General features: G+C 46.0%; 13 protein-coding genes and 1 rRNA gene. 12 read left to right on the forward strand and 2 right to left on the reverse strand.

The window, feature by feature from the left end; all coding sequences use genetic code 11:
- Positions 1–167 precede the first annotated feature (167 nt).
- A 5S ribosomal RNA gene (rrf, locus tag MMB75_RS23385) occupies positions 168–284 on the forward strand.
- Between the two features lie 187 nt (positions 285–471).
- Here the strand turns inward: rrf and MMB75_RS23390 are convergent.
- On the reverse strand, positions 472–630 hold the full coding sequence (locus MMB75_RS23390) for a hypothetical protein (RefSeq protein WP_013369026.1): 159 nt from the start codon (positions 628–630) through the stop codon (positions 472–474).
- A gap of 294 nt (positions 631–924) precedes the next feature.
- Here MMB75_RS23390 and MMB75_RS23395 point away from each other — a divergent pair, with 294 nt between their 5' ends.
- From MMB75_RS23395 to MMB75_RS23415, 5 genes are all read left to right on the forward strand, one after another.
- The gene (locus MMB75_RS23395; RefSeq protein ID WP_045245230.1) at positions 925–2256 is read left to right on the forward strand and encodes an extracellular solute-binding protein; all 1332 of its coding nucleotides are present in this window, start codon (positions 925–927) and stop codon (positions 2254–2256) included.
- A gap of 231 nt (positions 2257–2487) precedes the next feature.
- Entirely contained in the window at positions 2488–3378 is an 891-nt protein-coding gene (locus MMB75_RS23400) for a carbohydrate ABC transporter permease (protein WP_045245231.1), read from the forward strand.
- A gap of 5 nt (positions 3379–3383) precedes the next feature.
- The gene (locus MMB75_RS23405; RefSeq protein ID WP_375761834.1) at positions 3384–4217 is read left to right on the forward strand and encodes a carbohydrate ABC transporter permease; all 834 of its coding nucleotides are present in this window, start codon (positions 3384–3386) and stop codon (positions 4215–4217) included.
- Between the two features lie 30 nt (positions 4218–4247).
- Positions 4248–6044, forward strand: coding sequence for a sensor histidine kinase (locus MMB75_RS23410; RefSeq protein WP_045245232.1), 1797 nt, complete (start codon positions 4248–4250; stop codon positions 6042–6044).
- Positions 6025–7209: a response regulator gene (locus MMB75_RS23415; protein ID WP_025363804.1), complete on the forward strand. Its 1185-nt coding sequence runs from the start codon at positions 6025–6027 to the stop codon at positions 7207–7209. Before MMB75_RS23410 ends, MMB75_RS23415 begins: the two co-directional genes overlap by 20 nt.
- Positions 7210–7281: 72 nt before the next feature.
- On the opposite strand, the gene MMB75_RS23420 is transcribed toward MMB75_RS23415, so the two are convergent.
- Positions 7282–8187: a LysR family transcriptional regulator gene (locus MMB75_RS23420; protein WP_045245233.1), complete on the reverse strand. Its 906-nt coding sequence runs from the start codon at positions 8185–8187 to the stop codon at positions 7282–7284.
- Positions 8188–8348: 161 nt separating this feature from the next.
- Between MMB75_RS23420 and MMB75_RS23425 the strand changes: the two genes are divergently transcribed.
- The 6 genes from MMB75_RS23425 to MMB75_RS23450 all read left to right on the forward strand — a co-directional run bounded on the left by MMB75_RS23425 (position 8349) and on the right by MMB75_RS23450 (position 15018).
- Complete coding sequence (locus MMB75_RS23425; protein WP_016818876.1) at positions 8349–8939, forward strand: UbiX family flavin prenyltransferase; 591 nt, start codon at positions 8349–8351, stop codon at positions 8937–8939.
- Between the two features lie 28 nt (positions 8940–8967).
- Positions 8968–10386 carry a non-oxidative hydroxyarylic acid decarboxylases subunit C gene (locus tag MMB75_RS23430; protein ID WP_025363806.1) on the forward strand — a complete coding sequence of 473 codons (1419 nt, stop codon included), beginning with the start codon at positions 8968–8970 and terminating at the stop codon, positions 10384–10386.
- Positions 10387–10427: 41 nt separating this feature from the next.
- A complete protein-coding gene (locus MMB75_RS23435) occupies positions 10428–10652 on the forward strand; it encodes a non-oxidative hydroxyarylic acid decarboxylases subunit D (RefSeq protein WP_016818874.1) in 225 nt (74 codons plus the stop codon).
- Between the two features lie 71 nt (positions 10653–10723).
- Entirely contained in the window at positions 10724–11185 is a 462-nt protein-coding gene (locus MMB75_RS23440; protein ID WP_045245234.1) for a pyridoxamine 5'-phosphate oxidase family protein, read from the forward strand.
- 163 nt (positions 11186–11348) lie between these two features.
- On the forward strand, positions 11349–12509 hold the full coding sequence (locus MMB75_RS23445; protein WP_017427171.1) for a serine hydrolase domain-containing protein: 1161 nt from the start codon (positions 11349–11351) through the stop codon (positions 12507–12509).
- A 172-nt stretch (positions 12510–12681) separates the two neighbouring features.
- Entirely contained in the window at positions 12682–15018 is a 2337-nt protein-coding gene (locus MMB75_RS23450) for an Ig-like domain-containing protein (protein ID WP_016818871.1), read from the forward strand.
- Positions 15019–15066 lie beyond the last annotated feature (48 nt).

The raw sequence follows: 15066 nt of genomic DNA on the forward strand, positions 1-15066 counted from the left end.
GTCGAGGGCTTATCCTAAGATAAGACGCAAGGAAGTTTCGGATCCAGTTTTCAGGGTGTAACCTTGAAAGTATGTAGAAGTACATACGACAAGCGTATGGCGATTCATTCACACAATCTGTGATGAAGCGAATAACCTTACGGAAGAATTTACACTGTAAATTCATGTTTGGTGGCGATAGCGGAGGGGTTCCACACGTACCCATCCCGAACACGACCGTTAAGCCCTCCAGCGCCGATGGTACTTGGACCGCAGGGTCCTGGGAGAGTAGGACGTTGCCAAGCAACAAGTAAAGAGGACCATGATCTTACTGAGATCATGGTCCTCTTTTGTATAACCGATTTATTTATCGGTCACCTGAACGGCTCATGCCATGCCTTTGGTTAGAAGTACTACAATACTCTGGTTGCTCCTTGTACAGTACTGCCTGACGTGCTGTTTCAACTGAGATCCAGTATTAACTGTAGGATGTTAATCTATTTCAACCTGTTCTGCCTGGAGGGCACTTAAGGCTTGAAGTTTACGGGTAATTTCCTTTTGCCACTTTGTATCTCCGACTTGTACGGCAAGATTGAGAAGATCCAAATAATCATCGATATGCAGGGAGGTTTTACTAAAAGCTTCTTTCACTGCGGTCCTGCCTCCTTTAAAGTCTATGTGTATTTATCATTTAATAATGATAATCATTATCAAATAAAGATCTTATTCATATTATGCCTGTCTTCTAGATAAATTGCAAGTTATGATATGAATGAATTTTGAAGCACGCAAATGAGGGCTTAAAAAAACAAACCCTTCTCCTTAAGTTCACGCATTGTTCACGTCTTTTCTATGTAACATAATGAAAAGAACAAGCGGGCATTGAGTGTCCACCGACTAGGAGGATAAATTGCGCAATGCTTCAACCAGAGGAGGAAAAGGAACATGAGCAGAGTAAAAATGAAAGCGTTTGCCGTTGTGGCGGCGGGCGCCTTGGCATTGACGCTGGCAGCTTGTAATAACGGACAGAGCGCAAGTCCGGGAAATTCAGGGGAAAAGGGTGGAGGCAATGTAATGAAGGATGTGACGATTACCTTTCAAAACATCAATCCTGATCCGAGCACCCCTTCATACAAAATGATAAAGCAGATTGTAAGTCAATACGAGCAGAATCATCCTCATGTCAAAATTGAATTGGATTCGCTAAATACAGATCAGCAAAAGCTCAAGCTGAAAACACAAGCAGCAGCGAAGGAAGTACCGGATATTACGATTGTAAATCCGGCTGCACAGATGAAGCCATTCGTAGATGCCGGGCTACTGGCACCATTAAATGATGTAGCTGATAAAGAGGGGTTAAAAGATACGTTTCAGGATGGCCTTCTTAACTACTATAGCTTCGATGATAAGCTTTACGCTTTTCCGGATGGTAACAATATAGAAGTGGTCTTTTACAATAAAGAACTGTTCGAGCAGGCGGGAATTCAAAAGTTGCCGACCACCTTTGATGAGCTGATAACAACGGTGAAGACACTGAAGGCAAAGGGAATTACTCCAATTGCTATTGGGGAAAAGGATTCATGGACCGGTTCCCTCCTTTTTATGAATATTCTGTTGCGTACAAATGAAGGACCAAACTTCCTCAATGATGTGCTGGATGGCAAAAAGACGTTTAACGACCCGGCTTTTGTGGAAGCTGTGGATGCATTTCAGGAATTAGTGCAGGCCGGGGCTTTCCCGGATGGAGCTACATCTATTGACTATAATGCAGGCGGTAATATTTTTAAAACAGGGAAAGCTGCGATGTATATTATGGGCACCTGGGAAACAGGTTCTATTGATGCCTCCCCAGTAGCGGGTAAGGTCGGAGCGCTTCAATTTCCTACGGTGAATGGCAAAGGGAATGTGAATGAGTATGTCATTGCGCCGGGTAGCGCGTTTGCGGTATCTGCGAATAGTGAACATTTACAGGAGACGAAGGACTTTCTGCACTATTTTATTACAGAGATGCCCAAGATTCAGTTTGATCTGAAGAATGCAATTGGCAGCGGTCAGAAAATGAAAGGCGATCTGAAGGAAGCGGGTTATTCCGAGTTAGCCATTAGTCTCAATGAGCTGTTCAAAAATGTAAAAGGAGGGGACCTTGCTTTTGATAATACGATGAATCCGGCTATTGCACAGGCGCATCTAAGTAGCATTCAAAACCTGTTTGTACAACAAGAAGACTCTGCGCAAGTTGCGAAGGAACATCAGAACACTTTTGAAGCGAATAAATAATTGAGAATTTTGCAAACATCCAATAGGTGACTTCCAATGAAGAATGTATAGATCGAAATGGCCTAGTTCGTCTAGATATTGCACTTTGGAGCGACTGGAATCGAATTTTACGAAATCCTGGAGTAGCAGACTTGAGGGGAGGGAGCGAAAGTTCCCTTCCCTGATTCGGAATCACATATGGCTAAGCATTCCCAGAAAGATGCTCCGAATCAACACAAAGGAGATTAGAGCATGAATGTACTGAAGGTGCCGGCACGCACGATTGCCGTTTTCGTGCTGCCCTGCCTGTTGCTGTATACCTGTATGGTATTTGTTCCGATTTTGGTATCTGTGTATTGCGGGTTGCTGGATTGGAACGGGATTGCAGAGGCGAAGTTTGTGGGGCTGACTAATTTTAAGCGTATTTTTACGGCCGATCCAGTGTTCTGGCCGTCCGTGAAGCGAACGATGATGTTCGCTGTATTTTCCATGCTGGAAATTCCGCTCTGTCTGCTGCTGGCCATTTTACTCAATCGTTATGTGCGTAAGGCAAATACACTGGTAACGATGTATTTTCTGCCGGTCATTCTATCGGTGGTTATTATTGGCCAGTTGTGGAAAACGATCTATAATCCGGCCTCGATGGGTGGGATGTTGAATGGTATATTGATGGCGGTCGGACTGGAAAGCTGGACACGCTCTTGGCTGACAGAACCGCAGATAGCAATGTATGCTCTATATTTTGTATCGTTGTGGCAATATTTTGGCTACCATTTGCTTATCCAGTTTACTGGGGTACAAAACATACCCAATGAGCTGTATGAAGCAGCTAAAATTGATGGAGCAGAAGGATTCAAAGCAGACCGTTACATTACGTTGCCACTCATTGTGCCTATTTTCAAAATATCTATTGTATTAGCCTTTATCGGGTCCTTGCAATCGTTTGATTTGATCTGGGTGATGACGGGGGGAGGACCAGCCCATGCGACGGATACAGTATCCACGTATATGTACAATATGTCCTTTTTATCTATGAAATACGGGTATGGCAGTGCATTGGCTTCGTTTCTCGTAGTAATCTGCTTGTCATTTACAATTGTGATAAATTTTGTTTTCAAACGAATCGGAAATAAGGTAAGCTAAAGGGGATGGGACTGTTGAACGCTTTGAAAAAAATGGGGGTTTTCTCCCTGTTGGCCGTCTTAGTGGTCACCCAGCTGTATCCACTCTTTTGGCTGCTGACCTATTCGTTGAAGACGAATGAAGAGATATTAAGTTCAAGCTTCTTTGCACTCCCTCAAGTGCCCCAGTGGCACAACTACCAGGAAGCCTATGAATCAGGGAGCTACTTGCGTTATTTAGGAAACAGTGTGCTGGTGACCGGGGTTACAATGATGTTTGTCATTGTATTAAGCTCGATGACTGCTTATGCAATTACACGTTTTCGCTGGCGTTTCGGGGCTGTTGTGCTGACATTGTTTTTGGTCGGGATGATGATTCCCATGCAAGCTACACTGCTACCGCTGATGGTGATGTTTAAAAACGTCCATATTCTGAATACGTATTTCTCGCTGATTTTACCCTACATTGCTTTTCAGACACCGATTGCGGTCTTCATCCTATCCGGCTTTATGCGGTCCATTCCCCACGAAATTGAAGAATCCGCCTACATTGACGGAGCGAGCATCTATCGTATCTTCCGCAGTGTAATCTTACCCATCTCGATTCCGCCTATCATGACAGTGTGTATTTTAACTTTCATTAACATCTGGAATGAATACATTATGGCTGCCACCTTTATCTCGTCCGAAAAGCTAAAAACTCTCCCTTTCGGCGTATATACGTTCGTCAGCCAGTATTCTGTGAACTACGGCAATATTGGTGCTTTTTTAGTCATGGGAGCCTTACCGGTCATTATTATTTATTTTGTCCTGTCCGAAAAAATCACCAAGGGCATGGTTGCAGGAGCGGTTAAAGGATAGGCGGCCGATGCGAAAGGAGCGCACAGAGGTATGATGCGCCGTTTTCAATCCATTCAATACCGCTTGTTTGTTCTGTTCCTATTGAGCATGTCCAGCATTGTGCTGGCGGTCAGTCTATTATTTTACAACCGTACTACGGTGCAGTTCCATGATAAGATCAGTGAGCTTGCGCGTAAAAATGTATCTCAGACGGCAGGATTGTTCGAATTGCTACTCGACAGCTATAACAGTCTCTCCAAGTCGATCAGCAACAATATGGATTTGGTTCGTCTGCTGACGACAGATCATGGTGATTTACCTGCTGTCAATTACATCAACGAACGTACGATTACGAATATCCTTGGAGCCATCTACTATTCGCGCGAGGATCTAATCGGCATTCATGTCATCACAGACACAGGCAAGGTATACAATTATGGGAATTATATGAATGTCATTGATACTCATTACGAGCATACGGAATGGTACAGGGAAATTCGAAGGTCGGCAGGCAAAATTGCATGGCTGGGTGTTTATCCTCACTCTGTCATCGACCAAGTGGAAACCAGGCCTGTGTTTGCATTTGGACGGCAGCTCTATGATCTGGATGAACACAAGCCGATTGGTATTGTTCTATTTGAGGCTGAACCGCGTTCAATATTGTCCGCTCTCCACAATTTACGGCTGAGCACTAATAGTCAGGTCTATCTGTTGGGCCATGAAAATCGAATTGTATCGGCTACTTCTTCTGATCCACCACCAGATTTGCGAAATCTAGAGCCACAGGTCCCGGAGGAGGATGTAATTGTAGATCGGAATAATGAGAAAGTTGTAATCGCTTCCAAACTTCCGTTTGCCGATTGGTCGGTGATTAGTGTGACACCCAGCGAGGATCTAAATGTGGAACTGGCTCAAACTCAAAGGTACTTATTTATCGTGGCACCTATACTCATTATGGTATCGGCGCTAATTGCGTCTATCGTCTCCAGGGGCATCTCCCTTCCGCTCAAACGAGTTATTCGGGAAATGAAACGGGTAGAGACAGGCAATTTCCGCCACACGGTAAACATCGAATCCTATGAAGAAATCAACCAGTTGGCTACCTCTTTCAACCATATGGTAAGGCAGATTGCAGAACTGATTGAGTTGGTGCGTATATCATCGGTCAGCGAGAAAAATGCGGAGCTACACGCTCTGCAGACGCAGGTTAATCCACATTTTCTGTACAATACGCTGGATATGATCTATTGGATGCTGGATGAAAAGGGGCAGGATCAGCTCGGTGAGGTGGTTCTCTCCTTATCCCATATGTTCCGTTACAGCAGTCACTGGGAAGAGGGAGCCGATGTGAGCCTTCGGGAAGAAGTAGAGCAGGTCGGTCACTACCTCACCATTATCCAGGCTCGGCTGGAGGGCAGGGTATCTGTTGACGTCCACATTGAAGAACGATGGCTGGATATCCGTGTACCTAAAATGACCTTACAGCCGTTGATTGAAAATGCGGTGAAACATGGGCTGGAGCCTCTTCATGCAGATACAGGTGGCACACTGCTCGTCAGAGCGGAGGAGTATGGCGGTGTATTGAGCCTGCACATCATCGACAACGGTGTAGGGATGGAATATGAACGATGGGGGGTGGTCCAGGTCGCTTTGGCAGAACCCGGCAAACAGGCGGGCAGCGGGCAGGCGGGAGGCATCGGCCTGCAAAACCTAAATTTACGGCTACGGCACATGTTCGGAGAAGAGTACGGCCTACGGATCTCCAGCGCACCAGGGGCCGGAACGACAGTCACTGTAAGTGTGCCTCTGCCACAGAAGGAGGAGAAACATGAATATTCTGATAGCTGACGATGAGAATATGATTCGACAGGGGATTCGGCGTACTATTGGCCAAGCACTACCAACCTGCGGCATTCATCTCGCTGCTTCCACCGAGGAAGCAGCAGGCATTCTGGCGGAGCATCCTGTAGATATTGTATTGACCGATATCCTCATGCCCGGTATGGATGGTCTGGAATTCATGCGCATTTCCAAGCGAAAGCATCCTCATCTGCAGTGGGTTGTCATTTCGGCCCATTCCGACTTCCAATATGCGCAAAGGGCAGTAAAGCTGGGTGCCAAAGACTACCTGTTAAAACCAATCGGTAAAAAGAAGCTACTGGAATGCATTGAAATGTTAGCAGCCGAAGCGCTTGTGGCCTCGCAACAGGCGAACGAGGGCAGGCTTCTTAAATCCAATATGGTTTATTTGCGTGAAGCTGTTTTCCAGCGTTATGCGCTCGGACTGGATACGGGTAAGCTGGATATACAGCCTTTCGTCGAAAATTATCCAGAATTCCATCTTTTTATGGTTCGCATGGAACCTGATCACAAGCAGACGCATTTGGAGCATTTTATGATTGAAAATGTACTGTCCGAGCTCATTGAGGCTGGAGGCAGTGGCTTTGTCGTTAGTCTAGACCGCCATAGTCTGCTGGGGATTGCAAGATTAAGGGATGAAGCAGAGGCTGCACGGCTAGAGACGTTGCTTGAATCCCATTTGAAGCGTTATGTCAGAGTGCCTCTGCAAATTACACGTTCAGGTGTTCACCACAATTTCTCATCCATACCTGAAGAGGTAGCGCGACTAAGACGAACACCAGAGGAGATTGCAGCCGCAGCAGCGGATACAGGAGAATGCCTCCGCAAGGGTATGCATACGGTTGATGTAGCATTGCAATATATTCGGGCACACTTTACAGAGGAGCTGTCACTGGAAAAAGTGGCCTCAATCGTATTTTTAAATCCGGTGTATTTCAGCCAGTTATTCAAGCAAAAGACGGGACAAGGCTATAAGGATTACGTTATTTCATTGCGTATGGAAGAGGCAAAGCGACTGCTAAATGATCCTCATCTGCGGCTGGCTGATATTTCCGAGCGGATTGGATATCAAGATATGAGGCATTTTACACAGGTATTTCGGCGCAAATGTGGAATGACTCCGACTGAGTATCGGCATCAAGGAGTTAAATAAGTTGGTATCAACGACCGAATGAAGGAAGTTCATACAGCATCAGACTGTTTCAGGAGTAGAGCGGTAGAGCATCTACTCGGGAACAGTCTTTTTCGTGTCTCCAGCTTGTAGAATTTCAACAAATTTGCGAGCTGCATTGGATAAATAACGATCCTTGCGCCATACGACGGCAGGCTGTGTGAAAGGGAATGGCTCCTTAATGGAGAGTGTGCGAAATCTGTCCCCGTATTCTTGTCCCAAGCCAGCGTCTGGAATAATGGTAATTCCCATGCCTGTGGAAACGAGCGAGAGAATGGTCGATATTTCTGGACAGTCCAGTACCACGCGCGGAATAAGATGGTGTTCCTGAAATTTGCGGATGACGGTTTCGTATAGTCCGTGTCCTTCTGTTCGGCGTCCCAACAAGAGGTCATAGCTGGCAGCTTCCTGTAATGTAATTTCCCCACTGGGATGGCGATCTGCCCATTCACACGGAAGAACCGCAACAAAAGAAACGCCCTCCAGTTCAATCGTATGGTACGATTTGTCGTCTACCGGAAGCAGCAGCAGGGCCAGATCGACTTTATTTTGATGCAGCAGCTCTTCCAGATGATGTGTGTCTCCGTGTCCTATTTTAACGTATACCTCTGGATAAACCTGATGAAAGTGACTGAGTTGTTCAGTAATCAGAGACATACAGGCGGATGACGTGCCTATGGCAAGTGTGCCGGTTACTCTGTTTTCAAACTCCCCAATTTCTCTACAGGTGTCCTCCATTTCAGCCAATAATCGTTTGGCGCGTGTATACAGTGTATATCCGGCCTCGGTAACTTCCCACTTCTTTCCTTCACGGTAAATCAGCTTTACACCAAGCTCGTCCTCCATATTTTTGAGTTGTTGACTCAGTGGAGGCTGGGCCATGTTGAGCGTTCTGGCGGCCTTGGTGATTTGCCCTTCCTCCACGATGACGCAAAAGTATTGCAGATGCTTCAAGTCCACTGGGGATTCCTCCTCATTTCTAAACAACGCTTCAATTTAAATACTTTTAAAGTATGCATTACATATATTATATATATTTTTCGTGTGCAGGGAACGGGCGTATAATTTTTGACAGTAATGCATGGGTGAACATAAAACGATGGGATGGAAGGAGGGGACATATGAAGAAAATCATTGTAGGAATATCGGGAGCGACAGGGTCAATCTTTGGTATCCGTATATTGCAAAAATTACGGGAGGCTGGAGTCCAAAGCCATCTGGTGCTATCCCCGTGGGCTATTGCCAACATTCCCTATGAGACAGGCTACACGGTGAAGGATGTGGAGGCAATGGCGGATGCAGTCTACTCGTATAAGGATCAGGCCGCACGTATTTCTAGCGGCTCCTTCCGGGTAGATGGTATGGTCGTCGCTCCTTGCAGTATGAAGACTCTTGCCTCTATTCGTATCGGTATGGCGGACAACCTGCTTACCCGATCAGCGGATGTGATACTGAAGGAGCGAAAGAAGCTGCTGCTCATGACCAGAGAAACACCATTAAGCAGTATCCATCTGGAAAATATGCTGGAGCTGTCACGTATGGGCGTGATGATCCTGCCGCCGATGCCTGCCTTTTATAATCATCCTGCAAGTATCGAGGAATTAGTGGATCATATTGTTTTTCGCGCATTGGATCAGTTCGGTATTGTCACAACCGCAGCCAAACGCTGGGATGGGATGAAGCAGAATGACTCCAGGCTGCACCAGAATTGAGAAATCGAAAGACGAAGGAGAATGAATGATGGCTTATAAAGACTTTCGCGATTTTCTACACACCTTGGAAAAGGAGGGACAATTACTCACGATCAGCGATGAGGTAAAGCCGGAGCCGGACCTCGCAGCAGCTAACAGAGCATTAAACAATCTTGGAGATAAGACGCCTGCTCTCTTTTTCAACAACATCTATGGATATACGGATGCTCGTATTGCAATGAATGTGATGGGCTCCTGGCCCAATCATGCCCTCATGATGGGAATGCCCAAAAATACGCCGCTCAAGGAGCAGTTTTTTGAATTTGCCAGACGCTATGAACAATTTCCGGTGCCCGTGAAGCGGGAAGAAGCCGCTCCTTTTCATGAAGTCGAAATTACGGAGAATATTAATTTGTTTGATATTTTGCCGTTGTTTCGTTTGAATCAGGGGGACGGAGGGTTTTATTTGGATAAAGCAATTCTAATTTCACGCGATCTGGATGACCCGGACACCTACGGTAAGCAAAATGTCGGCTTATACCGGATGCAGGTGAAAGGCAAGAACCGTTTGGGCATCCAGCCTGTACCACAGCATGATATTGCGATCCATATCCGTCAGGCTGAGGAGCGTGGCGAAAATCTGAAGGTGGCTATTGCCCTCGGATGTGAGCCTGTGATTACAACGGCTGCTTCTACGCCGCTGCTGTACGATCAATCCGAATATGAGATGGCGGGCGCCATTCAGGGCGAGCCTTATCGTGTGGTCAAAGCGAAGGATGCAGATCTGGATCTGCCTTGGGGAGCCGAGGTCATTTTGGAAGGCGAAGTGTTAGCAGGTGAACGTGAGTATGAAGGTCCATTCGGTGAATTCACAGGTCACTATTCTGGCGGTCGCGCGATGCCAGTCATTCAGATTAATCGTGTATATCACCGCAAACAGCCTATCTTTGAGCATCTGTACATCGGGATGCCTTGGACGGAAACGGATTATATGATCGGTGTGAATACAAGTGTACCGTTGTTTCAGCAGCTTAAGGATGCTTTTCCTAATGAAATCGTAGCTGTTAATGCCATGTATACGCATGGGCTGGTCGCTATTATTTCCACGAAAACCCGGTATGGCGGCTTCGCGAAGGCTGTGGGAATGCGTGCGTTAACGACTCCGCATGGATTGGGGTATTGCAAGCTGGTGATTGTGGTGGACGAGGAGGTCGATCCGTTCAATCTGCCGCAAGTCATGTGGGCTTTATCCACCAAGCTTCATCCAAAGCATGATGCTGTCATTGTTCCTGGCTTGTCTATTTTACCGCTTGACCCCGGCTCTGATCCGGCAGGTATGACGCACAAAATGATACTGGATGCGACGACCCCTGTAGCACCGGATATTAGAGGCCATTACTCGCAGCCGCTCGATTCCCCGCTGGGTGTAGCGGAATGGGAGAAAAAGTTGAGCCAAATGCTTCGCTAAATATTTTTAAAAACAAAGAAAATTTAAAGGAGTGCTGACAGATGCATATTTGTCCCCGTTGTGAGTCCAATCGTTCAGAAGTCGTTTCCCATTCGCCGGTTAAAGGTGCCTGGGAGGTTTTGTTATGCCCTGTATGCCTGTTCACATGGCGAACCTCAGAACCGGATAGCATTACTGATCCAGCAAAGTATAAATCGGCGTTCAAGGTAAACCCCCAAGATATTCCGGATGCTGCTCATGTTCCTCCTATTCCAGAGCGGATATAGGGTCGTTCGTAAGTAGCCGTAATTTATGGTATTTTGAAGTTATAGGCCAAATGTAAAGGGGATTATACTTCATGCAGACGCCAAGGATCGGTAAGGAACTGTTCACGCTGCTGAACGGCAAGGAGTTGGAGCACAAGCAACAGGAAGCAATGATGCTGTTGACGGTTACGGAAGATCAGTGGCCGCACATAGCGATGATTAGTGTGGGTGAGATTGTAGCGCTGGACGAGGAAAATCTGCGTCTGGCACTGTGGCCCGGTACGACCACGACGGGCAACATAATCCGTACGGGGAAGGCGACGCTCGCGGTCTTCACCGGCGGGCAGGCGCATTATGTGCGGTTGTCGCTGGAACATCTGTCCGCTTTGCGTGATGCCAAGCATGTGCGTGAGCGATTTGCGGCACAGGTTTTCGCAGCTAGAGAGGATTCGGCCCAATATGCGGATATCTTGACAGGTGTCACAATTCGCCTGAAGGAGCCGGAATCGGTGATCAATCGCTGGAAAGAGACGGTGGCAGAGTTGTTGGTATAAAGCTATCTGATGATGACAAATCATCTTTGTATTTACCAAGTTTACCGTTAAAATAGATGCAAGGGAATAAGCGCTTACAAGGAGTCAGGTTGAGCTTGTTGGAACAGGAATTAGAGCGTGAGGGGAAGCTTGTTTCTTTTGAAGGAAAATAGGAGGGATGAAAATGTCTCGTTTTGACAAGGTAGATCAGCTATTGCAACAATTCTTAGCGAATGGACCGGCAGGGTGTGGTTGTGCCATTGCACAAAATGGCCAAGTGTTGTATGAAGGATATCATGGATATGCTGATGTGGAAACTCGGAAACCGATTACTGAAGATACCGTGTATCGCTTGTTTTCCATGACAAAGGTTGTTGTATGTGCGGCTGCCCTTATGCTTTACGAACGCGGACAATTTTTATTGAATGAGCCTTTGTGTGAATATTTACCTGAGTATCGCGATTCGTATGTATTCAAAACTGCTCCTAACGGATACACCTACGTTGACAAGGCGGATAATCCCATTTTAATTAAGCATATATTCAATATGAGTGCGGGGCTTCCTTATGCTTCCGAGTTTTCAGAAACAGGAAAAGCTATGCACAAGGTCATTACAGCTTTAAAGGAAAAGCAAGGGAAATATGACCTGCGTACAGAAATTAAAGCGCTTTCTAAAGTTCCGCTTGCATTTGAACCGGGAACACGATGGTTATACGGATATGGACATGATCTTGTTGCAGGTCTAATTGAAGTCATTTCAGGTAAATCATTAGGACAATTTTTGAAGGATGAAATCTTTGATCCACTTGGAATGAACAATACAGGTTACCGTTATCGTGGAGATATTGAATCGCGGATGGCCTCCATGTATCAACGGACAGACGCCGGAAAACTTGAAAAAATTGAAGGTTTCTTGGATGAACATCATCAGCCAGATGCTATATATGAAGGTGGAGGCGCAGGCTTATATTCGACAGTCAAAGAATACCTGACATTTTCACAAATGTTGTCAAATGGCGGCATGGTAGACGGTGTGAGGCTATTGGGGAGAAAAACCATTGATTTAATGCGCACAAATCATCTGAGTACAGCCCAACTATCGGATTTCACCAATTCATACCATACAGGTTATGGCTATGGACTGGGCGTGCGTACGTTAATGGATAAAGCGGCTGGTCATGCAAACAGCTCGATTGGGGAATTTGGCTGGACGGGAATGGCAGGCACATGGGTTTCTATAGATCCGAGCGAACAGTTCTCCGTCGTTTATATGCATCAGCTTGATCCCAATATGGAAGAGTATCACCATTTGAGAATACGTGCAGCAGCTTATAGCTGTTTGTAAAAGTAAGGGTATATTTAACGATTTGATCTTCGGTAATACCGATTCTAGTTAATAAGGACCAAATTTTCTTTAAAGTCTAAACTATTCTTTTCCATATGACGACATAAAACGTAGGTGTAGGGATTTTGCGAAATCCTCAATTTTTAGCATTGAAATGGGAGGGAATTAGATTTTGAAGAATAGATGGTCCGGATTTCTGGCGTTGGTCATCCTGATTTCAAGTTTTACATCATATGCAGGGTTTGCATCTGCAGCAGATGCGGTGCTTTCCAAGATTGTCCTTTCCTCTAACGAGGTAACTTTGCAGCAGGGAGATACGGCTGCGCTGACGGCTACGGCTGTTTTTAGCGATGGGACGACCTCGAATGTAACCGTAAGCACGGATTGGAAAAGTGATAATACAGCTATCGCTACAGTGTATAACGGTACGGTTTCAGCCAAAGCTGAAGGGGAAGCGACCGTGGTAGCGACCTATAAAGAGAAGGTACAATCGGTTCAGGTACATGTTACGAAAAAGGTTAAGGCGCTGACATCCAATGTACAAAGCCTGAACTTACGTTCGAGCGGCACAGGACAGATTGATTTGACAGCGACTTATAGTGATAATACGACAGCTCAGGTTTCAGGTGATGCGACCTGGACCTCGGATAACCAAAAGGTAGCGACTGTAGTCAACGGATTGGTTACTGCTCAGGGAGCAGGTACAGCTAATATTAAGGCTGTTTATGGTCAACAGACTGTAACGATTGCTGTACAGGTAGAGCAGGTTAAACGTCTCGATGTCAGTTCATCAGAGGTTTCTCTTTTGTTGAAGGATACAGAGAAGGTTAAATTGACAGCAACGTTCCCGGATGGATCGGTACAGGACGTGACAGAGTCTGCTGAGTGGAGCTCCAGCAATGCAGCTGTGGCAGATGTACTGAAAGGCACTATTACCGGCTATAGCGCGGGTAAGGCGACGATCACAGGTAAATATGGCACGATGTCCGCTACGATTGCGGTGGATGTAGATCAGACGAATAAGCTGAAAGCCAGCGAAACCAATATTTTTCTCCGTTTGGATGAATCTAAAAAAATTCAGGTATCTGCTGTCTACCCGGATGGAACAGTAACGGATATCACAGATAAAGCTACTTGGGCATCAAGCGATGAAAAAGTTGCAACGGTGAATAAAGGAACGATTATGGCCATTGGAGCGGGTTCAGCTACAGTGTCTGCTAAGTATGGAGATAAGACAGTTTCGATCAAGACAGATGTCGAAACCTCTAGATTTCTGGATTTGAGCGAGGACAAGCTGAGCTTGAACGCCAAGGAATCCAAAAAGCTCAAGCTGACTGCAACGTACGTAACAGGTACGGAAGAAGATATCACAAGTAAGGCAGAGTGGAAATCCAGCAATGAAGATATCGCTTTTGTCAGCGCGGGGGAAGTCACAGGTTATAAAACAGGTGAGGCTACGATCACAGCTTCTTATGGCGGCAAAACAGCTACAGCTACAGTATCCGTAAATGTGCCTGGTGATCTGTCTTTGTCTTCCAAAACGGCAACGATTGATATTAATGAGGACTATACTGCAACTCTGACGGCTACTTATGCGGATGGACGCAAGGAAGACGTGACACAGGATGCGGAGTGGGCTTCAAGCGCGGAAGATATTGCTTCTGTGTCCAAAGGAACGATTACGGGTAAAGCAGCCGGTAAAGCGGTTATTACAGCGACCTATAACGGCAAAAAACTGACAATAAACGTACAAGTGGGTCTTGTGGACCGTCTGGAAACAGACTCGCGTGTAATTGCGCTTGGTGCTCAGGAAACAAAGCAGCTGAAAATAACAGGCGTTAAGAGTGGTGGCACAAAAACAGACGTAACCAAGGACGCCACTTGGACTACTAGTAATGTAAAAGTAGTTGAAGTTAGCGAAGGTTTGATTAAAGCGAATGCAAGCGGTAAGGCAACGGTCACTGCTTCATATGGCAAGCAAACCATTACGTTTACGGTAGAAGTGGACGTAGCGCAAAAGATTGAAGCGGATGCCATTGCGTTATCACTAAAATCCGGGGATCAAAAAACGATTGCGATTGTAGTTAAATCCAGTGATGGCAAAGAAAAGGATGTTACAACCCAAGCTGAATGGAAAACGTCCAACTATAAGGTAGCCACCGTCAAAAAGGGTCAGGTTACCGCGGTCAGCTACGGTAAGGCTAACATTCAGGCGAAGTTTGGCGGTAAGGTGATCAGCGTACCTGTTGATGTTGATACGCTTAAATACCTGCAAACGGACGAAGTCGCCTTGACTTTGAAGGCAGGGCAGCTGGCCAAAGTTACGGCTACAGCCACGTATAAGGATGAGTCGGAGAAGGATGTTTCCAAACCTGCTGTCTGGTCCTCGTCCAGAATTATTGTTGCGACCGTCAAAGACGGCAACATTAAGGCACAGGGCAAGGGCAAAGCTGTAATTACAGTGAAATATGCAGGTAAAATGACGAAGGTACAGGTAACCGTTCAGTAATCTGTTAAAATGAAAAGAAAAAGAGCAAGCATACGTCTAGAGACGATA

Source organism: Paenibacillus sp. P2(2022) (assembly GCF_029522175.1).
GTDB lineage: Bacteria > Bacillota > Bacilli > Paenibacillales > Paenibacillaceae > Paenibacillus > Paenibacillus polymyxa.